We start from the raw sequence: 26,768 nt of genomic DNA, 5'->3' as shown, positions 1-26,768 counted from the left end.
CGCGCGAGGGGGCCGAATTTCTCTCGTTAGGCTGGCGGCCGTGTGTGGAATCGTGGGATATGTCGGACACCGCCCGGCCCTGGACGTCGTCATCGGCGGACTGCGCAGGATGGAATACCGCGGCTATGACTCGGCAGGCGTCGCCGTCCTAGACGGTGCCGGCGCACTGAAAGTCGAGCGCAAGGCGGGTCGCCTGGCCAACCTGGAGTCCCAGCTCGACACCGTCGGCAGGGAAGCCTTCACCGGCACCGCCGGGATGGGTCATACCCGCTGGGCCACCCACGGCGCCCCGGTCGACCGCAACTCGCACCCGCACCGCGACGCCTCCCAGCGTGTCGCCGTCGTGCACAACGGCATCATCGAGAACTTCGCCGCCCTTCGCGGCGAACTCGAGGCCGATGGCATCGAGATGGCGAGCGACACCGACTCCGAGACCGCCGCGCACCTCATTTCCCGCGCCTACATCGGGGGCGACACGAAGGGCGACTTCCCGGCCAGTGTCGCCGCGGTCTGCCGTCGCCTCGAGGGCGCGTTTACCCTGGTCGTGACCATCGCCGACCAGCCGGACACCATCGTCGCCGCCCGTCGTTCCTCCCCGCTGGTCGTCGGCGTCGGCGAGGGCGAGCACTTCGTCGCTTCCGACGTCGCCGCGTTCATCGAACACACCCGCGAGGCCGTCGAGCTCGGCCAGGACCAGCTTGTCGTGATCACCCGCGGGGGTTACGAGGTCACCGACTTCCACGGCGACGCCGCCCAGGCCAAGCCGTTCACCGTCGACTGGGACCTCTCGGCCGCGGAAAAGGGCGGCCACGAGTACTTCATGCTCAAGGAGATCGAGGAGCAGCCGGAGGCACTGGCGAACACGCTGCGCGGCCACTTCGACGGCGGCCGGATCATCCTCGACGAGCAGCGCATCTCCGACCAGGACCTGCGTGACGTCGACAAGGTCTTCGTCGTCGCCTGTGGTTCCGCGTACCACTCGGGCTTGGTCGCCAAGTACGCCATCGAGCACTGGTGCCGTCTCCCGGTGGAGGTCGAGCTGGCCAGCGAGTTCCGCTACCGAGACCCCGTGCTGGACCGCGCGACGCTGGTCGTCGCCGTTTCGCAGTCGGGCGAGACCGCGGACACCCTCGAGGCCGTCCGGCACGCGCGCGAGCAGAAGGCCCGCGTCCTGGCTGTCTGCAACACCAATGGCGCGCAGATCCCGCGCGAGTCCGACGCCGTCCTTTACACGCACGCCGGTCCGGAGATCGGCGTCGCCTCGACCAAGGCGTTCCTCGCGCAGATCGCGGCCAACTATCTGGTCGGCTTGGCGCTCGCGCAGGCCCGCGGCACCAAGTACCCGGATGAGGTCGCCCGCGAGTTCGCCGAACTCGAGGCCATGCCCGCCGCGGTGCAGAAGGTCCTGTCCACTGTGGACCAGGTCCGCGACCTCGGCCGCCGGATCGCCGACTCGAAGGCCGTGCTGTTCCTCGGCCGTCACGTCGGTTTCCCGGTCGCCCTCGAAGGCGCGCTGAAGCTCAAGGAACTGGCGTACATGCATGCTGAGGGCTTCGCCGCCGGCGAGCTCAAGCACGGCCCGATCGCGCTGATCGAAGAAGGCTTGCCGGTCGTCGTGGTGATGCCGTCGCCGAAGGGCCGCGCGGTGTTGCACTCGAAGCTGGTGTCGAACATCAGCGAGATCCAGGCGCGCGGCGCCCGCACGATCGTGATCGCGGAAGAGGGTGACGAGACTGTCCGCCCGTTCGCCGACGAGCTGATCGAGATCCCGGCCGTGCCGACGCTGCTGCAGCCGCTGGTTTCGACGGTTCCGCTGCAGGTGCTGGCCGCCGAGATCGCCCGTACGCGCGGGTACGACGTCGACAAACCGCGTAACCTGGCGAAGTCGGTCACCGTCGAGTAAGGACCGGAGGCGTCGTGCAGGGAATCTGGACCACGAAACGGATTCGCGCGGCGGAGGATCGGCTGCTCGCCGTCACTCCCGACGGCGAGCTCATGAGGCGAGCGGCATTCGCTCTGGCGGTGAACGCCGTCGAGATGCTGGCCGATCACACGGGTTCGGTGTCCGGGCGGCGGGTGACGCTGCTCGTCGGGTCGGGTAACAACGGCGGTGACGCCTTGTGGGCAGGCGCGTTCCTGCGCCGCCGCAATGTGGCCGTCTCGGCGATCCTGTTGAAGCCTGAGCGCGCTCACGGACCGGGTTTGGCCGCTTTGAAGCGATCCGGTGGCAAGGTTATGTCTGTTGAGGACGGTCCACAATGGATTGATCGAGCCGACCTCGTCATCGATGGGATCGTCGGAATCTCGGCGCGAGGGCCCTTGCGGGCGGATGCTGCCGCACTGATCGAGCGCGTGACCGCACCCGTGCTGGCCGTCGATCTGCCGAGCGGGGTGGATCCCGACACCGGCGCCGTCGACGGTCCGGCGGTCGTCGCCGACCGCACGGTCACTTTCGGCGCGCTCAAACCGGTACACGCTCTCGCTCCCGTGTCGTGCGGCGAGGTCGCCTTGGTGGACATCGGATTGCGGCCGGAACTCGGCGTGCCCGATCTTCAACGGCTCGACACGGCGGACGTCGCCGCGGCGTGGCCGGTGCCGGGGCCGGTTGACGACAAGTACAGCCAAGGCGTGGTCGGGGTGGCCGCGGGATCCGCGACGTACCCGGGTGCGGCCGTGCTCGCTGCCGGCGCCGCCATGCGGGCGACGTCTGGGCTGGTTCGGTACGCCGGGCACGCCGCCGACGTGGTGCGCGGACGTTGGCCCGAGGTCATCGCGACGGGGTCGGTGACGGACGCCGGGCGGGTGCAGGCGTGGGTCGTCGGTCCAGGGATCGGAACCGGCAATGAGGGCCGGGATGTGCTGCGGTTCGTGCTCGGGCGGGGCGTGCCGGTGTGTGCGGACGCCGACGCGACGACGATCATCGCGCGCTCGCCCGACGTACTCGACGCGCGGGATCCGGACACGCCGCTCGTGCTGACCCCGCACGCGGGGGAGTTCGAGCGGCTGATGGGGTCGCCGCCGGGGGCGGACCGGGTCGCGGCGGCGCGGTCGGCCGCGCGGAAGTACGACGCCGTCGTGCTCTTGAAGGGGCACTGCACGGTGGTCGCGGCGCCGGACGGGCGCGCGCTGGTGAACACGCCCCGCGGATCGTGGCTCGCGACGGCCGGGTCGGGGGATGTCCTGTCCGGTCTTGTCGGCGCACTGCTCGCGGCCGGGCTCGATCCGTGGCTCGCCGCGGGGTCCGCCGCGCACGCTCACTCGCTCGCCGGATCCTTGGCCGCCGACGGCGCGCCCACCGCGGCGTCCGGCATCCTCGACGCCGTCCCCGACGCCATCCGGTCCGTCCGCTCCCTCGCCTCCTGACCAGGGCCCTGACGTGCGTTTAGCCCCCTAAGTGTGCTCTGCGGGCGCCCGCCCCCAGATCGCACTTAGGGGGCTAAACGCACGTCGGCGGGCGGAGGGGGGAGGTGAGGGGAAATGGGAGAGTTATCGAGTTACGTGTTAACTCTGGGCGAATAATCTGGTAAGAAGCTGGTGTGAGCGCCGACACCTACCCCGCCGAGACCGCGAAGGTCCGGGTCGTGAACGGTGTCGCCCATGTCTAAGACCAGGCCCTCGGACGCCGCCGTCGAGCACCGGCGCCAGGAGATCCTCGACCACGTCATCGCCACCGGCGAGGTCCGCATCGACGACCTCACCGCACGGTTCGGCGTCAGCCTGATGACGATGCACCGCGACCTCGACGACCTCGCCGAGCGCCGCCTCCTCCGCAAACTGCGCGGCAAGGTCGAGGCCTACCCGGCGACGACCATGGAGTCGGCCGCCCGCTTCCGCGACACTTTCAACCAGGCCACGAAGGACGCACTGGGCGAGGCCGCCGCGGCGCACGTCCACTCCGGTCAGACGGTCTTCGTCGATGATTCCACGACGCTTTTTCCGTTCGTCCGCCGCCTCGGCCAGGTCGAGGACCTCACCGTCATCACCAACTCGCTCGAAGCCGCCCGCATCCTCGGCCCGGCGAAGAGCGTCGAGGTCGTCCTCGCCGGCGGCCGCTACCACCACGAGTTCGATTCGTGCGCCGGTCCGGACGTGGTCGCGATCCTCGACCGCACGCACGCCGACATCGCGTTCGTCTCGGTCGCCGCGGTCGCGGTCGGCCGCCTGTTCCACCCGGTCCAGGACTACGCGGAGCTCAAAAAGGCAGCGCTGCGCACCGCCGACCGCAACGTCCTGGTCGTCGACAACTCCAAGTTCGGCCGCACCGCCACCTACGCGTACGGCGATATCGGCGACTACGACCTCCTGATCACCGACGAAGAGGCGCCGACCGAGGAGATCGAGGCGGCGCTGCTCGCCGGAACGGCCATCGAGCAGGTCGAATGCGCACCGGAGGGCCCGGAATATGAGTTCTGACCTGGTCGCCGGAATCGACTCGTCGACCCAGTCTACGAAGGTGGTCGTCTGCGACGCGGACACCGGCGAGATCGTCCGCACCGGCCGCGCCGCGCACCCCGATGGCACCGAGGTTGCCCCGTCGGCGTGGTGGGACGCGTTCCGCGAGGCCACCGACGGCCTGCTCGACGGTGTCGGCGCGATCGGCATCGGCGGTCAGCAGCACGGCATGGTCACCCTCGACGAAGCAGGCGAGGTCGTCCGGCCCGCCTTGCTGTGGAACGACACTCGATCCGCGAGGGCGGCCGAAGACCTCGGCGGCGAACTCGGCCCCGAGCACTGGGCGAAGTCCGTCGGCTCACTACCGGTCGCCAGCTTCACCGTCACGAAACTGCGCTGGATGGCGGAGAACGAGCCCGAGCTTGCCGATCGCGTCGCCCGCGTCCTGCTCCCGCACGACTGGCTGACCTGGCGGCTGCTGGGCGAGGGCGCCGAGCCGGTCACCGACCGCGGCGACGCCTCCGGCACCGGATACTTCTCGCCCGCCGCCGGCGTCTACCGCCAAGACCTCCTCGCGCACGCGTTCGGCGGCCGTACCCCCGAACTACCCAAGGTCATCGGTCCCGCCGAAGCCGCGGGGCACACGTCGGACGGGATCTTGGTCTCGGCCGGAACCGGCGACAACATGGCCGCCGCGCTCGGCCTCGAACTCGCCCCCGGCGACGTCGTGGTCTCACTCGGCACGAGCGGCACGGTGTTCGGCGTTTCGGAGACCGCGAGCGCCGACCCCTCCGGCATCGTCGCCGGATTCGCCGACGCCACCGGCCGATTCCTGCCACTGGCCTGCACCCTCAACGCCGCCCGCGTGCTCACCGCGACTTCCGCGATGCTCGACGTCGAACTCGCGGACTTCGACAACCTGGCGCTCGCCGCCGGCGCGGGCTCCGATGGCCTCACCTTCCTCCCGTACCTCGACGGTGAGCGGACGCCGAACCTCCCGGACGCCACCGGCACGCTCTTCGGCCTGACCAGGGCCAACATGACGCCCGAAAACCTCGCCCGCGCCGCCGTCGAAGGCATGTTGTGCGGACTCGCCGCCGGTCTCGACGCCCTTCGTGAGCAGGGACTCGAAGTCCGTCGAGTGCTTCTGATCGGCGGTGGCGCGCGGTCGGCCGCCGTCCGCGCGGTCGCGCCGATCGTGTTCGGCGTGCCCGTCGTCATCCCCGAGGTCGCCGAGTACGTCGCGGTCGGTGCCGCGCGGCAGGCGGCCTGGGCCCTCGCTTCCAGCTCGGAACCTCCCCGCTGGCAGGAAGACCACGGCAACACCCCGCTCGAACCGACCGAGGCGGACCGCGCCGAGGGACACCGGATCCAGCAACGGCATCTCGAAGCCCGCGAACTCGGGCACGGCGTTTCCGCGAAACCGAAAGAGGACTGAACCGATGGCCACGATCACCTACGACAAGGCGACCCGGCGCTACGCCGGTTCCGAGCGGCCCGCCGTGGACGCACTCGAACTCGAGATCGCCGACGGCGAATTCCTCGTGCTGGTCGGGCCTTCCGGCTGTGGCAAGTCCACCAGCCTGCGGATGCTCGCCGGCCTCGAGGACATCGACGAAGGCGCCGTCTGGATCGGCGACCGCGACGTCACGCAGCTACCACCGCGCGCCCGCGACATCGCGATGGTGTTCCAGAACTACGCGCTGTACCCGCATATGACCGTCGGCCAGAACATGGGCTTCGCGCTGAAGATCGCGGGCCGTCCGGCCTCGGAGATCAAACAGAAGGTGCTCGACGCGGCCAAGCTGCTCGACATCGAGCAGTACCTCGACCGCAAGCCGAAGGCGCTCTCCGGTGGTCAGCGGCAGCGTGTCGCGATGGGGCGCGCCATCGTGCGTGAGCCGCAGGTCTTCCTGATGGACGAGCCGCTGTCGAACCTCGACGCGAAGCTGCGGGTGTCCACGCGTACGCAGATCGCCGCCCTGCAGCGCCGTCTCGGCGTCACCACCGTGTACGTCACGCACGACCAGGTCGAGGCCATGACGATGGGCGACCGGGTCGCGGTCCTCTCGGACGGTCTCCTGCAGCAGTGCGACACCCCGCGCGCGCTGTACGACAGGCCCGCAAACGCTTTCGTCGCCGGGTTCATCGGCTCGCCCGCGATGAACCTCGTCACCGCGAAGCTCACCGAAGACGGTGCCGAACTCGGCGGTGCGCGAGTGCCGCTGACCCGCGAAATCCTCGCCAAGGCCGACGGTGACACCGTCACCCTCGGCTTCCGGCCGGAATCGCTCGAAGTGACCACCAGCGAAGACGGCACGCTGCCGATCAAGGTGGATCTCGTCGAGGAGCTCGGCTCGGACGCGTACGTCTACGGCAAGCTCGCCGAGACCGACGCCGAAGGCACGAAGTCGAACGTCGTCACCCGGGTCGACCCGCGCAAGCCGCCGGTCATGGGCGACACCCTGCACCTGCGGGTCCGCTCCGACGAGTTGCACGTGTTCTCCGCCACCACCGGGGCACGCCTGTCCTGAGCCGGGTCCGTGGGAAACTGGTGGTCGTTATGACCGCCAGTTTCCCGCGTGCCGAGGTCGTCATCGACCTGTCCGCCATCCGGCACAACGTCGCCCTGCTCGCTTCCCGCGCCCAAGGGGCCCAGACCATGGCCGTGGTCAAGGCCGACGGCTATGGGCACGGCGCGTTCGAGATCGGCCGGGCCGCTGTCGAGGGCGGGGCCACCTGGCTGGGCACCTGCTCTCTCGACGAAGCGCTCGCGCTGCGCCGCGCCGGGATCGGATGCCGTCTCTTCAGCTGGCTCGATACCCCCGAAGCCGACTTCGCGCCCGCGGTCGCCGAAGGCATCGACGTTGCCGTCAGCTCCCTCGACGAGCTCGCGCGAGTGGCCGACGGCGCGCGCCGGGCGCGCGACTTTAGCGGCCTAAGTGCGCTCTGTCGGGTGCACCTCAAGATCGACACCGGGCTGTCCCGAAATGGGTGCCCACCTGCGGAATGGCCGGCGTTGGTGAAGGCCGCGGCGGCCGCCAAGCCGCTCATCGAGGTCGTCGCGATCTGGTCGCATCTCGCCTGCGCCGACGAGCCAGGTCACCCGTCCATCGACGCGCAGGCGAAGCGGTTCGACGAGGCCTACGACATCGCCCGCGCGGCGGGCCTGGACCCACTGCGCCACCTCGCGAACTCCGCCACGGTGCTGACCAGGCCGGATCTGCACTTCGACCTCGTGCGTCCCGGGATCGCGATCTACGGGCTGAACCCGGTGCCCGTCACCGAGGATCTGCGCCCGGCGATGACCTTCAAGTCGTCGGTTGTGCTCACGAAACGGATCGCCGCCGGCGAGTCCGTGTCGTACGGCCACACCTGGACGACCGAGCGCGACACCACCCTCGCCCTGGTCCCGGTCGGATACGCGGACGGCGTGCCGCGGTCGCTGTCCGGGCGGATGGACGTCTGGCTCGGCGGACGTCGCCGTCCGGTGGCCGGACGCGTCTGCATGGACCAGCTGATCGTCGACTGCGGAGAAGACGAACCGGCCGTCGGCAGCGAAGTGGTCCTCTTCGGCCCGGGCACGTTTGGCGAGCCGACGGCCCGGGAATGGGCTGACAAGCTGGGGACGATCGACTACGAGATCGTGACTTCGATGTACCGCCCGCGAATCCACCGGACGTATCTGGAGGCAGGCTCGTGACACCTTCACGACGACTGCTGGCCATCGTCGGCGGCGTCGGGGCGGTCGCCACCGGCACCGCCGCCGCGATCGCCGTCGCCGCCCAGCAGCGGCGGCAGAGTGAGGATCCGTTCGTGGACGAGCCGTTGGGGGATCTCGAACCGGACCGGACTTCGACGGTGGCGGCGGAGGACGGCACGCCGCTCACGGTCGAGGAGATCGATCCGGCCGATGGCGGCGAACCGGAGCTGACCGTCGTCGGCGTGCACGGTTTCGCGTTGTCGAAGCGCTGCTGGTATTTCCAGCGGCGAGACCTCGCGTCGCTGAAGCTGCCGCGAGTGCGTCAGGTGTACTACGACCACCGCGGGCACGGGCAATCCGGCGCCGCGAACGCCGAAACCAGCACCATCGAACAGCTGGCGCGCGACCTCGACATGGTCCTGCGCTCGGTGGTGCCGGAGGGACCCATCGTGCTGATCGGGCACTCGATGGGCGGCATGGTGATCATGGAACTCGCTTCGGAGCATCCCGAGCTGTTCGAAGACCGCGTCGGCGGTGTCGCGTTCATCGCGACCGCGGCGGGCGAAGTCGGTGCTCGGGGACTGCCACGATCACTGCTTTCGAAGTACAACCCGCTCACACGAGGCGTCGGCGGGCTGGCGGGCTGGCAGCCGGGACTCGTCGAGTTCGTGCGCGCGGCGGGAGGGCAGCTGACCCGGCAAGCCGTGCGCAGGCTGGCTTTCGGCAGCCGGGACGTGTCTCCGCGACTCGTCGACTTCATGCTGGAAATGCTCGAAGTGACGCCGGTGCGCGGGCTCGTGAATTTCGTCGACACGCTCGGCAGCCACAACCGGTACGCCGCGCTCGCCGGGTTGAAACACGCGCACGTGCTGGTCATCGGCGGCGATTCCGACCGGTTCACGCCGATCGCGCACGCCGAGCGGATCGCGGCGGAGCTGCCGGACGCGGAGCTGGTGCGCGTGCGCGGCGCGGGGCACATGGTGCAGCTGGAACAACCTGAACTGGTGAACAGCCACCTGATCGACTTGATGCAGCGGTGCACGGGCACCGATGGTGAAAATCCTGACCGGCGAACCTGGTGGTGGCAGCGCTGATGAACTTCGCTTTCCCGACTCCCGAGTCGACCATGGACTTCGGGCGCGCGCTCGGGCGTTCCCTCCTCGCGGGCGACCTGGTGTTGCTCGCCGGGCCGCTCGGGGCGGGCAAGACGACGCTGACCCGCGGGATCGCGGACGGTCTCGGCGTCGGTGGGCGGGTCAGCTCGCCGACGTTCGTGATCGCCCGGGTGCATCCGGCGGGTGAGGCCGGGGTAGCTCTGGTGCATGTCGACGCGTACCGGCTCGGTGGGGATCTCTCGCAGCTGGACGATTTGGATCTCGACACCGAACTCGAGCGGTCCGCCCTGGTCGTCGAGTGGGGCGAAGGAGCGGCGGAACGCCTTTCGGAGGACTACCTCGTCGTGCGCCTGGAGCGTCGCGAGGACGATGTCCGCATGGTCACCTTGGAGCCGCACGGCACCTGGGAGTCCCGGACGCCCGACTTGCGTTTCGCGGGCTAATCGCGATCTGTGCGGCGAGCGGGCCGGAGCGCCTTTAGCCCGCTAAACGCGAGTCTCACCCGGATGCCGCATCAGAGTTGACCTGGCGAAGCGTCCCCTTCGTGCCCCAAGACCGCGGTGGTCCGGGCTTGGGGGTGCGCATGCCGCTGGTTCGAACAGCGGCATGCGCACCCTTTCCTAGACGGCCGGGGCCGGTTCGGCCTGCGGCCCGCCTCGTCCGCGCCGATGGTGAAGCCACCACACTCCGCACAGGCCGATCACGCCGGTTTGCGCGGCCGGTGTCGCGACGACGGTCAGTGCGAGAAGTGCGGCGATCAAGGCGAACCAATAAAGCAGGACACGCCTGGTGTTCTCCCGGCTGCCGAAGAACGTGCTTCGCCAGAATTCGGGCCACTGCGTCGCGGGACGCAGATGTACGCGACGGCACGCGGGGTCGGTGACCATGCCGACCGGTTCGCCCGTCAAATCGAGCAATTCGTCGAGACTGACTTCTGCCGGGTGACACCCGCCGTGGTGATCCTGGTTCGTATCCGGGGTCATCGCCTGCGGCTGGGGTGGCTCCTCTGGCATACCGCCGGAACACGGCGCTACGCTGGGCATGTTTGACGCCTCCATAGGTCTTCTTCGGGTTGATGGAGCTGTTGAACCTCAAAGCGGCTCCCCCGGCATGGGGAGCCGCTTCCTTTATGCGCGACACACGGATGTTTCCGAGCCGCAACACAAGCCATTGTGGACGAACTTTCCGGACCTACGGAGCGGTAAGTGAAAGGTTGCTGGATCCTGCGCCGAGCGGTCGGCGTAATTCACCCCGGGTCATCGGATTGTGCAGTGGTAACACGAAAGAGTGGTTGCGGACGCGGCTCGCAATCTTTTTGCGCAGATAGCGAGAGTTAAGTACACCCAGAGTTCTTCGCGGTCACACTTTCGAGTGGATCACCGTCGTCGATATGGAAAGAAATGTTCGGTACCGGACGTTCGACGACGACCTTCGCCCTATTCAGATGGCCATTCTCGGCGCATAATGCCCGCTCAGCGCCGATCTTCGACCGTTTGTCGCTTCTGTTTCCGCGCCGGCAACTCCCGGATCGCGTTTAGCGGGCTAAACGCGATCCGCGGGGGCGACCACGGAGCGTGCGATTCCCAGATCGACCAGGTCTTGGGGGCGTAGCCGCAGGCGGTCCGCGAGGGCGGGGACTTCGTTGGCCGGCAGCTTGAGGATCGCCGCGGCCGCCTCGGGCGAGGTGACCGAGAAGTACGCGCCGGGCGTCACCCAGGTCGATCCCGGTGCCGCGAGCGCGAGCGCGCCACCGGATCCGCCCTCCCCGATCACCAGCGTCGTGATCGGCACGGCAGCACTCGCGATCGCCTCGAACAACTCCGCGATCGCCGCACCGGCCCCGGCCCGTTCGGCCGCCGCGTCGTTCGCCGCACCGGGGGTGTCGACGAGCGTGAGCACCGGGATCCCGAGCCGCGACGCGAGCCTCACCAGCCGTGCCGCCTTCCGGAACCCCGCGGGCAGCGTCGCCGTCCCGCACTGCGCCGCGTACGCGATCGTCCGGCCACCTCGCCGGCCGAAGCCGCATAAGACACCGGAGTCGACTCCGCCGCACCTGTCGCCCGAGACATCTTCACGCCAATCGAAGTACGCGTCGAGGTACTCCGCACGGCGGCTTCCGTCGTCGGCGAAGACAGCAAACGCAGCCACCGTTCCAGCACGTCGGGAAGGTCGGCGGGCGGCACGACCCTGTCGACCTGACCCCATGCGAGCTTCGCCTCAGCCGTGTACGCCTCCGCAGGCGCGTCGGCAGGGCGTACCCGTGAACCGGCGAAGCCGACCTGCGCTTCTGGGAGCGCCAGAATGACGTCGGCGCTCGCGCCAAGTGTCGCCCAGCCGCCGCCTGTGGTCGGATCGCGCAGCACCGAGATCCGTGGCACCGTCCGGGCTCCGGCCGCTGCCCGCGCGATGCGCTGCAGCTGCGAAAGCGCGCGCATCCCCTGCTGCGTGCGGCTGCCGCCGGTCGCGATCAACGACACCACGGGCAACCGGGACTCCACTGCCCGCGCGACGCCGCCTCGACGCGATCACCGGTCCGCTGACCGATCGATCCGCCCAGGAAGCCGAACTCGAAGGCGATCACGACCGCCTCGACGTCGCCGATCTTGGCGGTTCCGCAAAGGACGGACTCGTCTTCACCTGATCGCTCCGCGGCGGCCTCACGTGCCAAGCGGTAGCCGGGCCAATCGATCGGCCCGTCGTCCGGCTCGTCGGAACGCGGAACGTCCAAGTCCACGAAACCGGTCGCGATCTCCTTGATGACGGACCGCGCGGAAGGCCTGCTCATCCGAGCGCCCGCTTCATGACCTTGCCCATGTCGTTGCGCGGCAACGCCTCCAGATAACGGACCACCCGAGGCCGTTTGTACGGCGACAGCAGGCGCGAGACGTGGTCGGCGAGTTCCGACTCCGTCGGGCGTTGTCCGTCGGGCACCACCCAGGCCACGATGCGCTCGCCGAGGTCGTCGTCGGGCTCGCCGGTCACCGCGACCTCCGCGACACCGGGGTGCTCCATGAGCGCGTTCTCGATCTCGCCCGCGCCGATCTTGTAACCGCCGCTCTTGATCAGATCCGTCGCCTTCCGGCCGACGATCTTCACGTATCCGGTCGCGTCGCGGGTCGCCATGTCGCCGGTCCTGAACCAGCCGTCGTCGAACGCGGCTTCAGTGGCGTCGGGGCGGTTGAGGTATTCGGTGAACAGGTTCGGCCCGCGGACCTGGATCTCGCCGACGGTCTCGATCTCCTCGACGGGCTGTCCCGCCTCGTCCACGAGCCGCAGATCGACGCCTTCCAGCGGGAGGCCGACGGTGCCGGGGACACGCTCGCCGTCGGCGCGAACGCTGGTGTTCATGAGGGTCTCGGTCATCCCGTAGCGCTCGATCACGCGCTGGCCCGTCGCCGCGGTGATGCGCTGGTGGTCGTGGACGGGCAGCGCGGCCGATCCGGAAACGAGCAACCGGGCACCGCTCAGAGCCTCGGCAAGCGAAGGGTCGTCGCCGACTTCGCCCGCGATGCGGTGATACATGGTCGGGACGCCGAACATCATCGTCGCCCCGGTCGCGAGTTCGCGTGCCACGCCCTCCGTGGAAAACCGGCCGAGATGCCGGACCGAGCCGCCACGCCGAAGCGGTCCGAGGACGCCGAGGATCAGGCCGTGGACGTGGAACAGCGGAAGACCGTGCACCAGGACGTCGTCGGCCGTCCAGTCCCAGGCGCTCTCGAGCGCGTCGAGAGTGGTCGAGATCGCGCGGCGTGGGAGGACTACGCCCTTGGGCGGGCCGGTGGTGCCGGAGGTATAGACGATCAGCGCCGGGGCCTCGGCGTCCGGTTCCGCGGGGAGATCGACGGGTGCGCCTTCGAGAGTGATGTCGCGACGGGGCAGGCCGGCGAGGCCGGAGGGCAGGTCGGCGCCCGGTTCGGCGAGAACGAGGACGGGCTCGCTGTCGCCGAGGATGTGCGCGAGTTCGCGCTCACCGATCTTCGGGTTGAGCGGGATGGCGGGGACGCCGGCGAGCAGCGCGGCGATCACGGCGACGCTGGTGTACACCGTCGGTGTCGCCCAAACGGCGACACGGCCGCTCGGCAGGTCGCGGGCGAGCGTGCCGGCGACGGCCGCGAGGTCCGCGTAGGTCAGGGAAGTGCCGCCGAAGCGGAGGGCCTCCTTGTCGGAGCCGCTCGCCAGGGTGGGGAACAACCGATCGGGCACCGTGTGACCTCCTGCTCGACTCCGCGTGCCGGGGCATGTGACCCTCGCTGGACGGACCGTACCGCGCTACCCGCCTCCACCCCTGCGACCTGCTTCACACCCCTCCCCGCTCCGGCCGCCGACGTGCGTTTAGCCCCCTAATCGCGATCTGGCGGCCGGAGTCACCTGCGGGAGCGGGCGGCCAGGCGGGAGCGACTTTAGCGGCCTAAGTGCGATCCGGCGGCGGGGGAGCGGTCACGGCACCGGATCGCACTTAGGCCGCTAAACGCGACGCGCGGGCCTGGTCGTAGGCTGGGTAACCGTGCTGGTATTGGCCATCGACACCTCGACCCCGGCGGTCACCGCGGGCCTCGTCGCCCTCGACGGCGACACGCTCGAGTCACGCGGCGACCGCGTCACGGTCGATCCGCGCGCGCACGGCGAGCTGATCACGCCCCACACCCTCGAAGCGGTCAAGGCCGCGGGCGTCACGCTCCGCGATCTCGACGCCATCGTCTGCGGCGTCGGCCCCGGCCCCTTCACCGGCCTTCGCGCCGGAATGGCTACCGCCGCGTCGCTCGCCCACGCCCTCGGCATCCCCGCCCACCCGGTTTGCAGTCTCGACGCGATCGCCGCTGACGTCGCCCCCGGTGAAGCGCCCTTCCTCGTCCTCACCGACGCGAGGCGCCGCGAGGTCTACTGGGCCGCGTACGCCGCCGACAGCACCCGCACCGACGGCCCGCACGTCCAGCGTCCTGCCGACCTCGAGACCACCATCAAGGTCGCGGCGGGCGACGGCGCCCTCCTTTACGCGGACGCCCTCGGCGTCCAGCCGATCGAGCCGCGCTTCCCGTCACCCCTCGGACTGGTCAAGGCCGCCCGCGAAGCACTCCAAAGCGGAAGCGAGCCCGCACCGCTCACCCCGCTCTACCTCCGCCGCCCCGACGCCGTCGAACCGGCCGCGCGCAAGAAGGTGACCACGCCGTGAGGCTGGAACCCTTACGCCGCAAGGATATTCCCCGCTGTGTCGAGATAGAGAAGATCCTCTTTCCCGGCGATTCGCCGTGGAGTGCCTACGCCTTCCACGCGGAACTCGACGCCGGCGGCCACTATCTCGTCGCGCGCCCGGACGAAAGCGACGAGGTCATCGGCTACGCCGGACTCGCCGTCGTCGGTCGTCGCGGCGACTACGAGGCGAGCATCCACACGATCGGCGTCGACCCAGGATGGCAGCGCCACGGCATCGGCACCACGCTGCTGAAAGCGCTCCTCGTTCGCGCCGACGAGCTCGTCGCGCCGGTGTTCCTCGAAGTCCGCACCGACAACGACGCGGCGATCACGCTCTACGAGCGGCACGGTTTCGAACGCGTCGGCCTCCGGAAGCGCTACTACCAGCCCTCCGGCGCCGACGCCTACACGATGGCCCGTCCGCGGGCCCAGGTCCGAGACGAGGTGGCGGGCTGATGCCACGCATCATCATGGGCATCGAGAGTTCGTGCGACGAGACCGGCGTCGGCCTCGTCCGCCTGCACGACGACAACACGGTCGAACTCCTCGCCGACGAGGTCGCCTCCAGCGTCGACCAGCACGCCCGCTTCGGCGGCGTCGTCCCCGAGGTCGCCAGCCGCGCGCACCTGGAGGCGATGGTCCCGACCGTCGAGCGCGCCTTCGACAAGGCCGGGCTGAAACTGTCCGATGTGGACGCCATCGCGGTGACCGCCGGACCTGGTCTCGCCGGTGCGCTCCTGGTCGGCGTCGCCGCGGCCAAGGCGTACGCCGCCGCGCTCGATATCCCGCTCTACGGCGTCAACCACCTGGCCGGGCACATCGCCGTCGACACGCTCCAGCACGGGCCGCTGCCCGAACGCTGTCTCGCCCTGCTCGTCTCCGGTGGTCACACGCAATTGCTGCTGGTGGACGACATTGCGTCCGACATCACCGAGCTTGGGTCCACTGTGGACGACGCGGCGGGCGAGGCCTACGACAAGGTCGCCCGCGTCCTCGGCCTGCCCTACCCTGGCGGCCCGCCCGTCGACAAGGCGGCCAAGAACGGTGACGGTGCGGCGATCGCGTTCCCCCGCGGCATGACCGGACCCCGAGACGCCAAGTTCGACTTCTCCTTCTCCGGCTTGAAAACCGCCGTCGCCCGTTGGATCGAAGGCGCCGAGCGCCGTGGCGAGGAGATCCCTGTCGACGACGTCGCCGCGTCGTTCCAGGAGGCCGTCGCCGACGTTCTCACCAAGAAGGCGATCCGTGCCGCCAAGGAACACGGAGTGGACACGCTGGTGATTTCCGGTGGCGTGGCGGCGAATTCACGGCTGTCCGAACTCGCCGCCGAGCGCTGCGCCGAGGCCGGGATCACCCTGCGCGTCCCGCGGCCGCGGCTGTGCACGGACAACGGCGCGATGATCGCCGCGCTCGGCGCCCACGTGGTCGCGGCCGGACGTCCGCGGGCCTCGCTCGACTTCTCCGCCAATCCGGCACTGCCGGTCCAGATCGTCTCGATCTAGCGCGATTCGGCGGCGGTGCGCGGAGCCGGGGCGAGGTCGAGCAGCTCCTCCAGCGCCGCCACCGACAACGCGGCGGCATTGCCGTCACCGTAAGGGTTTCCGGCGTGCGTCGGGTAGAGATCGCCGCGCAGGATCTTGGCCGCGGTGTCGGCGATGAGGCCGGTGTCCGTACCGACGAGCCAGGCGCAGCCCGCCTCGATGGCTTCGCGCCTTTCGGTGACGTCACGGAGTACGAGGACGGGTGTGCCGAAGGTCGGCGCTTCTTCCTGGATACCACCGGAATCGGTCAGGACGAGCTCGGCGAGCCGCAGTGCGCGCACGAGATCGGGGTATTCGAGCGGTTCGGTGATCGTCACCCGCGGGGTCCCGCCGAGCGCGGCCACGACCTGCTCCCGCACGTCCGGGTTGGGGTGCACCGGGAACAGGACCTGGACGTCGCTGTGTTCCGCGACGATCAGTTCGATGGCCGCGAGCGTGCGGCTCAGCGGCTCGCCCCAGGACTCGCGCCGGTGTGACGTCACGAGGACGAGGCGTTCGCCCGCCTCGGCGATCTCCATCTCCAGCAAAGCGAACGCGGTGTCCCTCGCCGGGAGATCACGTTCGGCGATCGCGAGCACGGCGTCGACGACGGTGTTGCCGGTGACGGCGATCCGTTGGCGCGGAACACCTTCCGCGCGCAGCGCGGCCGCGGCGCCCGGTGTCGGCGCGAGGTGCAGGGCCGCGATGCGCGAGATCATCTGCCGCGTCCCCTCTTCGGGGAACGGCGCGGCGAGGTCGTGCGTGCGCAGCCCCGCTTCCAGATGCACGACCGGGATGCCCAGCCAGAACGCGGCGAGCGCGCCCGCCAGTCCCGTCGTCGTGTCACCCTGGACGACGACCGCCGCGGGCGCGACCCGCCGCAGCAGCTCGTCGAGCGCGGGAAGCACCCCGGAAACGAGTTCCGCCTGGGTCCCGGTGGTTCGCGGTGGGATGTCGAGCCAGGCATCGACAGGCAGGCCGAACGGGATCAGCGCCTGTTCGACCATGCCCTGATGCTGTCCACTGTGGACGACGAAGGGCCGTAGGTGCGGGTGCTCCGCCAGCGCCAATGCCAGCGGCGCGAGCTTGACCGCCTCCGGGCGGGTTCCGGCCAGCAACATCACGTCCACGCGTTCGCGCTCCTCATCCACGGATTCGAGTGTTCCGGAAAGCCGCCGGCGTGCGAGGGGCCCACGCCGGCGGCCGTGCTGTTCCAGGGAGTCAGCTCCCGACCTTGCCGAGCCGTTTGGTGCGGCGGTAGCCGGCGATGACCGCGATGGTTCCGAGAACCAGCAGGATCACCCCGATGGCCAGCCACCAGCCGACATCGGCCCCGGTGGCGGCGAGGGCACCCACCCCGCCACCGGCGACGCCGACTCCGGCGCCAGGCAACTTGTACATTTCGGCCTCACTTCACCCTGGTCAGGCGGTGGTCGCCGGACGCCGGTTGCGGACGACGCGGATACCGACCGGAACGGCGACGGCACCGAGCAGTCCGAGACCGATCCACAGCCCCGCGCCCGAAGCGAGCGGCACGGGCAGCCCGGCCGGCCCGCAGGTGGCCGACGAGACGATCACGTCGCCGGAGCCGAGCGGGTTGAGGGCGCCGCCCAGCAGCTTCACGTGGATCGCGTTGACGGTCAGGCTGCCGTCGTTGTTCTTGATCTGTTCGTTCAGGATGATCGTCGCGACGTTGACGGTGCCGAGACCGACCTTGACCTGGGTGTTCGGTGCCGGCGTGGAGTCGACCGCGCCCGCGCTGCCGAGGTTTGCGCCGACCAGGGTGGTCGCGCCCTGCACGCCCTTCTGGGTCGCGGTGCAGGTGGCTTCGACGACCTTGACGCCGACGTCGCCGAGCGCGCCCTTGAGCAGCGGCAACCCGACATCGGCGGTGCTGGCCTTGGCCGTCACGGCACCGGAGTTGTCTTCGCGCTTGGCTTCGGTGTTGATCGCGCCCGCGGTGAGCACACCGGTGACGTTGGCCTTCGCGAGACTGTTGGTGGTCGGCCCGGAGGTCTTCGCTTCGGCGAGCGGCCCGGCCTTCACCGCGTCGAGGCCGAGGAGCTTCACATCGACCTTGACGCCATAAGCGGAGCCGTCACCGGGGGCCGCCGAGGCGGGCACCGCACCGGCGAGAGCCACGCTCGCCACCACAGCGGCGAGCACTCCGCCTCGTCGCAAGAGGTGCGTGTTCTTCAACTGGTCCTCCGAATTTATTCGTGGGGGGGCTTTCATCTGCGGTCGGCGCATGGGCACGACCGTTGCGAACGAATCCTCAGCTGGCCTGACTCGGCTAGCGGATCGTCTATCGGCGAGTGTTTCCGAAATTGCACAGAACGGGGCCAGAATCACCTGATCGGGTGACCTTGGAGGACATTTACCACAAGACATTGATAGCGTCACTCGTTCGGATCAGCCAGTTTCGCCACGATCGTGCCGAAAGGCTCATGATCACATGCGAAATGAGAACCCCGGACGAAAGGACCGGCTCCCGCTGACTTACTCTCGTCGGCGAGGTCCCCGTCCACTTCGCCGAATCCGTTGTCTGCTGCGCCTTTCCTGAGAGGGTCATCGTGGCCGTTGCGAGCGCTCCTTTGCCTGGTTCAAGCCGATTTCCGCTGCGTATGGCGGTGATCGCGGTGATCGCCGTCGCGGTCGGCCTGGTGCTGGCCGAACGCCTGTACCGGGTGTTCGAAGTGCAGGTGTCGGGGCTGATACTGAGCGTTATCACCACATCGGGTGTCTACGTCGCCAGTGAACGCGAGACTGTCTACTTTGGGTTGTCCAGCGATACTCCACTCGGGTTGAGAATGACGCCGGAATGCTCGTCGGCATTCATGTTGTTGCCGCTGTTGTTGGTGACCGCCGTCATGTTGTATTTCCGTCCGAAAAATGCGAAGAGGCTGTTCTGTTCGTTGGCGATTTCCGCGATAGCGGTCGTTCTTGTCAATCAGATGAGGGTTTTGGCGATCGTGGGACTCGTGAACATGATGGGTATCGACGAAGGTTATTACTGGGGTCACACTCTGCTCGGCTCGATGGTCAGTGTCATCGGCGGCGCGGTCGCCCTCGTGCTGTTCGTCTGGCTGAGCACGCGCAGGCCGCGGGCCGAGCGCGGGACAGCCTGATGGGCGGCGGCTCGATCAAGATCCTGCTCGCGATCACGCAGGCTTTCGCCCTCACCATGAGCGTCGCGTTCATCGTGTATGTGGTCGTGATCGTCGTGCCGTACCTGCGGCGCAGACCCGCGCCCGTCGGTGAGGCCGCCGACTTCACCTGGCACTTCTTCGTCCCGTGCCGGGATGAACAGACCGTCATCCGCGAAACGGTGCGCTACCTGCGTTCGACGTTCCGGCACGCGCACGTCTGGGTCGTCGACGACGACTCCGAGGACCGCACGGCCCGCGTGGTCAAGTCGATCTGGCGGCGCAACGGCGGCTACGACCCGTACCTGCACCTCGTTCCCCGGCGCCGTCCGGAGGCGAGGACAGGCAAAGGGGACGCGCTCAACGCCGCTTATCAGGCGCTCAACGACTGGATGGGCCCGGACGCGAGCCGTGACGACGTCGTCGTCGTGGTCGTCGACGCGGACGGACGGCCGGCGGAGAACTGCCTCGAGGTGTGCGCCGCGGACCATCTCTTCGGCGACGAGACGATCGGCGCGGTGCAACTCGACGTCTGGATGGGCAACGCCGACACCCGACCGCCGGGTAAGAACTGGTTCTCGCGCGCCTTCGGGCTGAAGCTGGCCCAGATGCAGGATCTCGAGTTCCGTACGGCCATCGCGGCGATCCAGACCTCGCGCGGGTTCACCGGCACGATCTCCATGGGCGGCAACGGTCAGTTCACGCGACTGTCCGCATTGGACTCGATCGCGGGCGAGGACGCGCAGCCGTGGCGCGGTTCGCTGCTGGAGGATTTCGAACTCGGCGTGCACCTGCTGACCGCGGGCTGGCGGACCGGGTACACGCCGGACTCCCATGTGAAGCAGGAGGGGCTGTACAGCCTGCGGCGATTCCTGGTGCAGCGCACACGCTGGGGCCAGGGCACGATGCAGTGTTCGCGGTATCTCCGGCGGATCTGGGATTCGCCGCACGTGAGCACGCTGGGCGCGGCGGAGATGATGTACTACCTCGCGCAGCCGTGGATGCAGCTGCTCGGCTCGCTGCTGTACCCGATCCCGTTCCTTCTGCTGCTGTTCACCACGGTGGGCGATCCGGCACGGATGTGGACCTGGTTCGCCGACGACGGCGCGTGGATCCTGTTCGCGATCTACGGTTCGTTCGGGCTCCTGCCGTTCATCGTGTGGGGCCCGATCTATCAGTTCAAATGCTTGAAGAGCCGCAATCTCCTGCGCGGGCTCGGGATGGGCTTCGCCTACGCGCTGTACATCTACACGTTCTACATCACGTCGTGGCGGGCGTTGTTCCGCCTGGTGCGCGGCCGGAACGGCTGGTCGAAGACGCGGCGGAACACCGAGCACGCTCCCGGGGTCAAGGTCGCCCTCGACTCCTGACCCCGGGACCGGCGTCAGAAAGCGGGCAGGATCCGGACGTCGTCCGCCTTCACGAACGCGACGCGATGTCCGAACTGGATCTGCACGTAGCGTGTCTTTCCTTTGACGACAACGTGGTTGGCCGGATCGAACGTCGTCGCCCAGAAGTACTCGGACCCGAGCACGTTGCCTGCCGAGTACCGCTGCCCCGCCGAGAAGGTGTAGGGGAGCGGGATGACCTGCTGCACCGGCACGTTCGCCGGATAGGCCTCAGGTTCGGGGTACGCGCGCCCGAACACCGGCACGTTCGCCAAGCCGGGCTTCGGCGTGACGACCAGGCCGAACGCCGGGCTTGTCGTGCGCGCGTCGCGGAACCAGCCCTTCTGGCCGAGATACCAGATCGCCGTCCAGCCGTTACGCCGTTCGGCGACCACGTACCGCTGGCCGGTCTCCGCGCGGCTGCCGATGTCGGAGACGGCCATCGTGCTCGCCGAACCGTCCGGCCGCAGGCCGATGTCCTTGAGCAGCGGCGCCGAGTCGTTCGGCTCGCTGCGCAGCACGACGGAACCGGAACCTCGTGCCGGGCAAAGCTTTCCGGCGGTCTCGCAGCCGGTGAACGCGGGCTGGTTCGTCGCGAAGTCCGGTGTGATGGTCACCAGCGGCGAACCGGGACGGCCGAAGCCGGACAGCGGCGCGCCCATCAGGTCGAAGTAGTGCGACCAATCCCAATACGGGCCCGGATCCCAGTGCATGCCCCTGATGGTCGCGGGGATCGTGCCCGGGACGTTGTCGTGGCCGAGGATGTGCGCGCGGTCGAGCGGGACGTCGTACTTCCGCGCGAGGTAGCCGACGAGCTTCGCGGAGGTGCGGTACATCGCTTCCGTGTACCAAGTGCCCTTCGCGGCGAAGCCCTCATGCTCGATGCCGACGGACTTCGCGTTGACGTACCAGTTGCCCGCGTGCCATGCGACGTCCTTGGTCGGCACGTGCTGCGCGATCTGGCCGTCGGTGGAGCGGATCGTGTAGTGCCAGCTCACGTACGTCGGGTCGGTGACAAGGTCCATCGCCGTGTCCCAGTAACCCTCGGTGTCGTGGATGACGATGTATTCGACCTTCTGGCTTTTCGGCCGGTCCGCCTTGTCGTGGTTGCCGTAGTCGTTCTTCGGCAACTCCTGGTACGGCGCCGGTACCGAAAGGCATGAGACCTTCTTCGGGCACTCCGTTGTCGAGGTGCCGGCCTTCGAGGTGTCGGCCTGGTCGCGCGCCGGACTCACCGGAGTGGCGGCGAGGGTGACGCTCTGGCCGTCGTCGGTCTTGCGGCTGACGCCCCTGGAGATGGTGTCGAAGACTTCGTCGGCGAAGGCCTGCGCGCCCGCCGTGTCCTTCGCGCCGCTGTAGCGTGCGACGGCGGCGTTCCAGTCACCGGTTTCCCGCTGGTATTTCGCCAGCAGAGCGGCGCCACCGCGGATGTTCTGCGTGGTGTTCGTGCGCAGCGTCGCGACGTCCTGGCCGATCAGCCTGGACGCCTCGTCGATGGTCTGGAGCCCGGCCGGGGGAGTCGTCGGAGCCGGTGTCACCGGGAGTTTCGCCTGGCGAGCGTCGTCGCCGCGCGCGTCCTCCGCGCCTTCGTCGTGATGCGTGCCGGTGCCCGCTTCGCGCAGGTCGGTCAGGTGCATCGGGCCGTAACCGGCGGACGTGCTCGGCGTGCCGGCGTTGAAGTCCCACCGCGACTCCAGGTAGGAGACGCCGAGCAGGACGTTCTCAGGGACGCCGAACTCCTGTGCGGCGGCCGCGAAGTCCCGTTGGCGCTGTTGGCCCGCCGGGGCGGCTTGGGCGGGGACTGCGGCGAGAAGACCGGCGGTGAGGGTGAGGATCGCGAGTCCGGCGGTCCGTTTGGGTCGGCGCCGGCGCGGTAGGAGGGCAACGGGACGGAAGGGACGCGGCATGGGCGTGTACCCCCAGTGTCTAGGTCTGCTGTACAGGACCGACCCCAATGGTCGGAACCTAACCAGAAAGCCGCCCCTTCCGTAAGGTCCCTCCCGGACTTGCGTTCAGCCCCCTAATCGCGATCCGGTGGCAAGGTGGGCGCATGACTGGGGTGAAGGAGCTTCTGCAGGAGAAGGACCACGTCTTCCTCGACTTCGACGGTCCGGTGTGCGACGTGTTCGCGAAGCTGGCGGCGAGCGAGGTGGCCGACAGGCTCAAGCGACTCGTCGGACCCGACCTGCCTCGTGAGGTGAGCGCCTCGGCGGATCCATTCGACGTGCTCCGGTACGCGGCTTCGTGCGGCCCGAACGCCGCGCACGTCGTCGAGCGACAGCTCAGTCGGCTGGAGAACGAGGCCGTCTCGACGGTGCCGCCCGCCCCCGGTGCTGTTGAGGTGATCCGTGAGTGGGTCGCGCAGGGGTTCACGGTGACGATCGTCAGCACCAACTCCGTCGAAGCGATCCGGGCGTTCCTCGCCGTGCACGAACTCGCCGAGCAGGTCCGCCGGATCAGCGCGCGGATGTCGAGCGACCCGGCGCACCTGAAGCCGCACCCGGTCTTGATCGAGGCCGCGGTGAGGGCTCTCGGCACTTCGCCCGGGAAGTGCGTGATGGTCGGTGACTCCGCTGCGGACGTCCTCGCCGCTCGCGCCGCCGGAGTCGCTTCGGTCGCCCTCGCGACTACGCCGGCGAAGCGCCGGTCCCTCGCCGCCCTGCACCCCGATGCCCTGGTGAGCGACCTCACGGACTTGCGTTTAGCCCCCTGATCGCGATCCGGCGGCCGCCCTGCCTCCCGGGTGTGACCAGGGCCCCGACTTGCGTTCAGCCCCCTAATCGTGACCTGCGGGGCCGTCACCAGGTGTGTCCTGCCAGCAGGCCGAGGAAGAGCACCATCCCGACGTGGTTGTTGCTCAGGAACGCCCGGAAGTAGCCGTCGCGCTCGCGCCGCGCGATCAGCCTCTGCTGGTGGACGAACAACGCGCCCGCGATTCCGGCGGCGAGGTAGAACTTCCAGCCGAGCGAGCCCACTCGGCCGACCGCCACCATGACCACCAGCATCGTTCCCTGCAGAACGCCGATGGCCAATCTGTCGTGGCGGCCGAACAGGATGGCCGTGGATTTCACGCCGATCTTCAGGTCGTCGTCCCGGTCGACCGCGGCGTACAGCGTGTCGTACGCGACCACCCACAGGAGATTGGCGAGGAACAGCAGCCAGCAGATCGGCGGCAGGGATTCCCCCGCGGCGGCGAAAGCCATCGGGATCGACCATCCGAACGCCGCGCCCAGCACCACCTGCGGCAGAGGCGTGTAGCGCTTCGCGAACGGGTACGCGCACGCCAGTGCCAGTGCCACCACCGACAGCAGGACGGCCGAGGTGTTGAGCGTCAGCACCACCAGGAAGGAGAGCGACACCAGCACGGCGAACAGGAAGCGCGCTTCTCTCGCCGTCGCGGCGCCACTGGGAAGCGGGCGACGCGCGGTGCGCTTCACGTGACCGTCGAATCCACGGTCCGCGTAGTCGTTCACCACACAGCCCGCCGCGCGCATCAGCCACACTCCGGCCACGAAGGCGGCGAGGATCCACGGTGACGGCTCACCCGCCGTCGCGATCCACAGCGCCCACAGTGTCGGCCACAACAGCAACAGCAAGCCGATCGGCTTGTCCGCCCGCATCAGGCGCAGGTACACCGGCAGCTTGTTCCGCTCGACGAGCGGCAGCATCGTTGCCTCCCCTCGGGCCGACCGCAGGTCACAAGCTAATCGCGCGACCGTCCCCGCCGCCCGGACTTGGTTCCAAGAGGCAAGTGGCTCAGCCGGACGGGCACGCGCAAGGGGGAATGCGGTCGCGGGCATCGCGGAACAAAACGGCCGGTCAGGCGTTCAGTAGCCGAGTTTCCGCAGAGTGAGTGGACCCTCCTTGCGAAGCTGGCACTCACATGGCTAGAGTGCTAATTGCACGGCCCGAACACGCCCCGGCACCCGCGACGGCGGGGGTGGTAGGAGCCGTAATTCATCCTGCCAACGCTTTCGACGACCGTGGAGGTCAACCCGGTGAGCGTGAACATCAAGCCGCTCGAGGACAAGATCGTTGTCCAGACGAGTGAGGCCGAGGAGACGACCGCTTCCGGTCTCGTCATCCCCGACACCGCCAAGGAGAAGCCCCAGGAGGGCAAGGTTCTGGCCGTTGGCCCGGGCCGCATCGACGACAAGGGCAACCGCGTCCCGCTCGACGTTTCCGTCGGCGACGTCGTCATCTACTCCAAGTACGGCGGCACCGAAGTGAAGTACAACGGCGAGGACTACTTGATCCTTTCCGCTCGCGACGTGCTGGCCGTCATCAACTGACGTCCGCTCTCAGCGCATGACGCCCCGGGCCCCGCATTGCCGGGGGACGGGGCGTTCGTGTTTTCCGAGCTTTAAAACTGGAAGGTAAGCGGAAAAGGCTATGCCCAAGCAGATCAGTTTCGACGAGGACGCTCGTCGCGCGCTCGAGCGCGGGGTGAACAAGCTCGCCGACGCGGTCAAGGTCACCCTCGGCCCGCGCGGTCGCCACGTTGTGCTCGACAAGAAGTTCGGTGGCCCGACCATCACCCTCGACGGCGTTACCGTCGCTCGCGAAATCGAGCTCGACGACCCGTTCGAAAACCTCGGCGCCCAGCTCGCCAAGAGCGTCGCTACCAAGACCAACGACGTCGCCGGTGACGGCACCACGACCGCGACCGTGCTCGCCCAGTCGCTGGTGAAGGTCGGCCTTCGCAACGTCGCCGCCGGTGCCAACCCGACGGCCGTCGGCCGCGGCATCGAGGCCGCCGCGGAGAAGGTCATCGCGATCCTCAAGGAGAAGGCGACCCCGGTCAAGGGCCGCGACAACATCGCCCAGGTCGGCACCGTCACCTCGCGTGACGCGGCCATCGGCGCCCTGCTCGGCGAGGCCGTCGAGCGGGTCGGCGAGGACGGCGTCATCACGATCGAGGAGTCGTCCACGCTGGCGACCGAGCTCGTGATCACCGAGGGCGTGCAGTTCGACAAGGGCTTCCTGTCGGCGCACTTCGCGACCAACCCGGAGGAGCAGAAGGCGGTCCTCGAGGACGCCTACATCCTCCTGGTCCGTGAGAAGATCTCGGCCCTGGCCGACCTGCTCCCGGTGCTGGAAAAGGTCGTCGAGGCCAAGAAGCCGCTGCTGATCGTCGCCGAGGACGTCGATGGCGAAGCGCTGTCGACCCTCGTGGTGAACTCGCTGCGCAAGACGATCACCGCCGTCGCCGTCAAGGCGCCGTTCTTCGGTGACCGTCGCAAGGCATTCCTGGACGACCTCGCGGTCGTCACCGGCGGCGAGGTCGTCTCGGCCGAGATCGGGCACAAGCTGTCCGAGACCACGCTCGCCCAGCTGGGCGGTGCTCGCCGGATCGTCGTCACCAAGGACGACACCACGCTCGTCGATGGTGCGGGCACCAAGGACGACATCGCCGGGCGCGTTTCGCAGATCCGCAAGGAGATCGAGAACACCGACTCCGACTGGGACCGCGAAAAGCTGCAGGAGCGGCTGGCGAAGCTCGGCGGCGGTGTCGCGGTGATCAAGGTCGGCGCGGCCACCGAGACCGAACTCAACGAGCGCAAGCACCGCATCGAGGACGCCGTGGCTTCGACCAAGGCGGCCGTCGAAGAGGGCATCCTGCCCGGCGGTGGCTCGGCGCTCGTGCACGCGGTCAAGGAACTCGACGGCGGCCTCGGCCTCGAAGGCGACGAAGCGACCGGTGTGCGCATCGTCCGCGACGCGCTGTCCGCCCCGCTGTTCTGGATCGCGACCAACGCGGGCCACGAGGGTGCGGTCATCGTGAACAAGGTCCAGGAGCAGAGCTGGGGGCACGGCTTCAACGCCGCCACCGGTGAGCTCACCGACCTGCTGGCCGCCGGCATCGTCGACCCGGTCAAGGTGACCCGGTCCGCGGTGGCGAACGCCGCCTCCATCGCCAGGCTTGTGCTGACGACGGAGAGCGCCATCGTCGAGAAGCCGGCCGGCGAGGAGTCGTCCGCGGCCGGTCACGGCCACGCGCACTAGCTCCACCGTTCCACCCCGAAGCGGGGCGGCACTCCACGCGGAGTGCCGCCCCGCTTTCTTGTGCGCTGGGGTCGCCCACTCGCGTTTAGCGGGCTAAGCGCGATCCGGTGGCAGGGGAGCGCGGGCGCGACGGGAGCGACTTTCGCGGGCTAAGTGCGATCCGGCGACCGGGTGCCCCGCGACTGCACCGACCTGCGTTCAGCGGGCTAATCGCGATCTGGGGCGGCGGGGAGCGGAGGCCGGGCGGAGCGACTTTCGCGGGCTAATCGTGACGCGTCCGGGTCTGGACACGCGGAAGGGCGGCACCC

23 protein-coding genes and 1 pseudogene are annotated in these 26,768 nt (G+C 68.9%); 16 read left to right on the top strand and 8 right to left on the bottom strand.

From position 1 onward, the window contains the following. Positions 1-40 precede the first annotated feature (40 nt). From glmS to tsaE, 8 genes are all read left to right on the top strand, one after another. The gene (gene glmS, locus ACM6LR_RS02305) at positions 41-1,903 is read left to right on the top strand and encodes a glutamine--fructose-6-phosphate transaminase (isomerizing) (RefSeq protein WP_414935897.1); all 1,863 of its coding nucleotides are present in this window, start codon (positions 41-43) and stop codon (positions 1,901-1,903) included. A 14-nt stretch (positions 1,904-1,917) separates the two neighbouring features. Next, entirely contained in the window at positions 1,918-3,363 is a 1,446-nt protein-coding gene (locus tag ACM6LR_RS02300) for an NAD(P)H-hydrate dehydratase (protein WP_414943063.1), read from the top strand. 234 nt (positions 3,364-3,597) lie between these two features. Next, the gene (locus ACM6LR_RS02295; RefSeq protein WP_414943062.1) at positions 3,598-4,413 is read left to right on the top strand and encodes a DeoR/GlpR family DNA-binding transcription regulator; all 816 of its coding nucleotides are present in this window, start codon (positions 3,598-3,600) and stop codon (positions 4,411-4,413) included. Then, positions 4,403-5,830 (top strand): xylulokinase, encoded by a 1,428-nt coding sequence (gene xylB, locus ACM6LR_RS02290; RefSeq protein ID WP_414935894.1) that lies wholly within the window; start codon positions 4,403-4,405, stop codon positions 5,828-5,830. The genes ACM6LR_RS02295 and xylB overlap by 11 nt, the downstream gene beginning before the upstream one ends. A 4-nt stretch (positions 5,831-5,834) precedes the next feature. Then, complete coding sequence (locus ACM6LR_RS02285) at positions 5,835-6,926, top strand: ABC transporter ATP-binding protein (RefSeq protein WP_414935893.1); 1,092 nt, start codon at positions 5,835-5,837, stop codon at positions 6,924-6,926. A gap of 29 nt (positions 6,927-6,955) precedes the next feature. Then, on the top strand, positions 6,956-8,095 hold the full coding sequence (gene alr, locus ACM6LR_RS02280; protein ID WP_414935892.1) for an alanine racemase: 1,140 nt from the start codon (positions 6,956-6,958) through the stop codon (positions 8,093-8,095). Then, positions 8,092-9,189: an alpha/beta fold hydrolase gene (locus tag ACM6LR_RS02275; protein ID WP_414935891.1), complete on the top strand. Its 1,098-nt coding sequence runs from the start codon at positions 8,092-8,094 to the stop codon at positions 9,187-9,189. The genes alr and ACM6LR_RS02275 overlap by 4 nt, the downstream gene beginning before the upstream one ends. Further along, positions 9,189-9,653, top strand: coding sequence for a tRNA (adenosine(37)-N6)-threonylcarbamoyltransferase complex ATPase subunit type 1 TsaE (gene tsaE / locus ACM6LR_RS02270; RefSeq protein ID WP_414935890.1), 465 nt, complete (start codon positions 9,189-9,191; stop codon positions 9,651-9,653). Before ACM6LR_RS02275 ends, tsaE begins: the two co-directional genes overlap by 1 nt. Before the next feature lie 177 nt (positions 9,654-9,830). Here tsaE and ACM6LR_RS02265 read toward each other — a convergent pair whose 3' ends face one another. The 3 genes and pseudogenes from ACM6LR_RS02265 to ACM6LR_RS02255 form a co-directional block, all read right to left on the bottom strand. Beyond that, on the bottom strand, positions 9,831-10,253 hold the full coding sequence (locus ACM6LR_RS02265) for a hypothetical protein (RefSeq protein ID WP_414943061.1): 423 nt from the start codon (positions 10,251-10,253) through the stop codon (positions 9,831-9,833). 499 nt (positions 10,254-10,752) lie between these two features. Next, a pseudogene (locus ACM6LR_RS02260) lies at positions 10,753-11,995 on the bottom strand (carboxyl transferase domain-containing protein). Further along, complete coding sequence (locus ACM6LR_RS02255) at positions 11,992-13,413, bottom strand: acyl-CoA synthetase (protein WP_414943060.1); 1,422 nt, start codon at positions 13,411-13,413, stop codon at positions 11,992-11,994. Before ACM6LR_RS02255 ends, ACM6LR_RS02260 begins: the two are co-directional and overlap by 4 nt. Positions 13,414-13,714: 301 nt before the next feature. On the opposite strand from ACM6LR_RS02255, the gene tsaB reads away from it, so the two are divergent. Genes tsaB through tsaD form a run of 3 tightly spaced genes read left to right on the top strand, consistent with a single transcriptional unit; the run spans position 13,715 to position 15,902 of the window. Further along, positions 13,715-14,380: a tRNA (adenosine(37)-N6)-threonylcarbamoyltransferase complex dimerization subunit type 1 TsaB gene (gene tsaB / locus ACM6LR_RS02250; RefSeq protein ID WP_414935887.1), complete on the top strand. Its 666-nt coding sequence runs from the start codon at positions 13,715-13,717 to the stop codon at positions 14,378-14,380. Next, entirely contained in the window at positions 14,377-14,856 is a 480-nt protein-coding gene (gene rimI, locus ACM6LR_RS02245; protein WP_414935886.1) for a ribosomal protein S18-alanine N-acetyltransferase, read from the top strand. Before tsaB ends, rimI begins: the two co-directional genes overlap by 4 nt. Further along, positions 14,856-15,902, top strand: a complete 1,047-nt coding sequence (gene tsaD / locus ACM6LR_RS02240; protein ID WP_414943059.1) for a tRNA (adenosine(37)-N6)-threonylcarbamoyltransferase complex transferase subunit TsaD — start codon at positions 14,856-14,858, stop codon at positions 15,900-15,902. Before rimI ends, tsaD begins: the two co-directional genes overlap by 1 nt. Here tsaD and wecB read toward each other — a convergent pair. The 3 genes from wecB to ACM6LR_RS02225 form a co-directional block, all read right to left on the bottom strand. Further along, positions 15,899-17,050, bottom strand: coding sequence for a non-hydrolyzing UDP-N-acetylglucosamine 2-epimerase (gene wecB / locus ACM6LR_RS02235; protein ID WP_414943227.1), 1,152 nt, complete (start codon positions 17,048-17,050; stop codon positions 15,899-15,901). The genes tsaD and wecB overlap by 4 nt on opposite strands. A 91-nt stretch (positions 17,051-17,141) precedes the next feature. Then, entirely contained in the window at positions 17,142-17,321 is a 180-nt protein-coding gene (locus tag ACM6LR_RS02230; protein WP_414935884.1) for an LPXTG cell wall anchor domain-containing protein, read from the bottom strand. Between the two features lie 21 nt (positions 17,322-17,342). Next, positions 17,343-18,119, bottom strand: coding sequence for a choice-of-anchor P family protein (locus ACM6LR_RS02225; protein WP_414943058.1), 777 nt, complete (start codon positions 18,117-18,119; stop codon positions 17,343-17,345). A 425-nt stretch (positions 18,120-18,544) separates the two neighbouring features. Between ACM6LR_RS02225 and xrtP the strand changes: the two genes are divergently transcribed. Together xrtP and ACM6LR_RS02215 are read left to right on the top strand one after the other, a co-directional pair. Continuing rightward, on the top strand, positions 18,545-19,048 hold the full coding sequence (gene xrtP, locus ACM6LR_RS02220) for an exosortase P (protein ID WP_414937060.1): 504 nt from the start codon (positions 18,545-18,547) through the stop codon (positions 19,046-19,048). Then, a complete protein-coding gene (locus ACM6LR_RS02215) occupies positions 19,048-20,436 on the top strand; it encodes a glycosyltransferase (protein ID WP_414935882.1) in 1,389 nt (462 codons plus the stop codon). Before xrtP ends, ACM6LR_RS02215 begins: the two co-directional genes overlap by 1 nt. Before the next feature lie 14 nt (positions 20,437-20,450). Here ACM6LR_RS02215 and ACM6LR_RS02210 read toward each other — a convergent pair whose 3' ends face one another. Continuing rightward, a complete protein-coding gene (locus tag ACM6LR_RS02210; protein ID WP_414943057.1) occupies positions 20,451-22,361 on the bottom strand; it encodes an N-acetylmuramoyl-L-alanine amidase in 1,911 nt (636 codons plus the stop codon). Positions 22,362-22,504: 143 nt separating this feature from the next. On the opposite strand from ACM6LR_RS02210, the gene ACM6LR_RS02205 reads away from it, so the two are divergent. After that, complete coding sequence (locus ACM6LR_RS02205) at positions 22,505-23,167, top strand: HAD family hydrolase (RefSeq protein WP_414935880.1); 663 nt, start codon at positions 22,505-22,507, stop codon at positions 23,165-23,167. 85 nt (positions 23,168-23,252) lie between these two features. Here the strand turns inward: ACM6LR_RS02205 and ubiA are convergent, their stop codons facing one another. Continuing rightward, on the bottom strand, positions 23,253-24,122 hold the full coding sequence (gene ubiA / locus ACM6LR_RS02200) for a 4-hydroxybenzoate octaprenyltransferase (RefSeq protein WP_414943056.1): 870 nt from the start codon (positions 24,120-24,122) through the stop codon (positions 23,253-23,255). 330 nt (positions 24,123-24,452) lie between these two features. On the opposite strand from ubiA, the gene groES reads away from it, so the two are divergent. Next, positions 24,453-24,746 (top strand): co-chaperone GroES, encoded by a 294-nt coding sequence (gene groES / locus ACM6LR_RS02195; RefSeq protein WP_007031106.1) that lies wholly within the window; start codon positions 24,453-24,455, stop codon positions 24,744-24,746. Positions 24,747-24,846: 100 nt separating this feature from the next. Beyond that, complete coding sequence (gene groL / locus ACM6LR_RS02190; RefSeq protein WP_414935878.1) at positions 24,847-26,460, top strand: chaperonin GroEL; 1,614 nt, start codon at positions 24,847-24,849, stop codon at positions 26,458-26,460. Positions 26,461-26,768: the final 308 nt, after the last annotated feature.

Source organism: Amycolatopsis sp. cmx-11-32 (assembly GCF_047608695.1).
GTDB lineage: Bacteria > Actinomycetota > Actinomycetes > Mycobacteriales > Pseudonocardiaceae > Amycolatopsis.
This window is presented reverse-complemented; position numbering and strand designations above follow the sequence as displayed.

Coding starts and splice junctions, on each gene's coding strand:
- ACM6LR_RS02295 (WP_414943062.1), top strand. CDS start 3,598: ATGTCTAAGACCAGGCCCTCGGACGCCGCCGTCGAGCACCGGCGCCAG.
- xylB (WP_414935894.1), top strand. CDS start 4,403: ATGAGTTCTGACCTGGTCGCCGGAATCGACTCGTCGACCCAGTCTACG.
- ACM6LR_RS02285 (WP_414935893.1), top strand. CDS start 5,835: ATGGCCACGATCACCTACGACAAGGCGACCCGGCGCTACGCCGGTTCC.
- alr (WP_414935892.1), top strand. CDS start 6,956: ATGACCGCCAGTTTCCCGCGTGCCGAGGTCGTCATCGACCTGTCCGCC.
- tsaE (WP_414935890.1), top strand. CDS start 9,189: ATGAACTTCGCTTTCCCGACTCCCGAGTCGACCATGGACTTCGGGCGC.
- ACM6LR_RS02265 (WP_414943061.1), bottom strand. CDS start 10,253: ATGCCCAGCGTAGCGCCGTGTTCCGGCGGTATGCCAGAGGAGCCACCC.
- tsaD (WP_414943059.1), top strand. CDS start 14,856: ATGCCACGCATCATCATGGGCATCGAGAGTTCGTGCGACGAGACCGGC.
- ACM6LR_RS02230 (WP_414935884.1), bottom strand. CDS start 17,321: ATGTACAAGTTGCCTGGCGCCGGAGTCGGCGTCGCCGGTGGCGGGGTG.
- xrtP (WP_414937060.1), top strand. CDS start 18,545: ATGGCGGTGATCGCGGTGATCGCCGTCGCGGTCGGCCTGGTGCTGGCC.
- ACM6LR_RS02215 (WP_414935882.1), top strand. CDS start 19,048: ATGGGCGGCGGCTCGATCAAGATCCTGCTCGCGATCACGCAGGCTTTC.
- ACM6LR_RS02210 (WP_414943057.1), bottom strand. CDS start 22,361: ATGCCGCGTCCCTTCCGTCCCGTTGCCCTCCTACCGCGCCGGCGCCGA.
- ACM6LR_RS02205 (WP_414935880.1), top strand. CDS start 22,505: ATGACTGGGGTGAAGGAGCTTCTGCAGGAGAAGGACCACGTCTTCCTC.
- ubiA (WP_414943056.1), bottom strand. CDS start 24,122: ATGCTGCCGCTCGTCGAGCGGAACAAGCTGCCGGTGTACCTGCGCCTG.
- groL (WP_414935878.1), top strand. CDS start 24,847: ATGCCCAAGCAGATCAGTTTCGACGAGGACGCTCGTCGCGCGCTCGAG.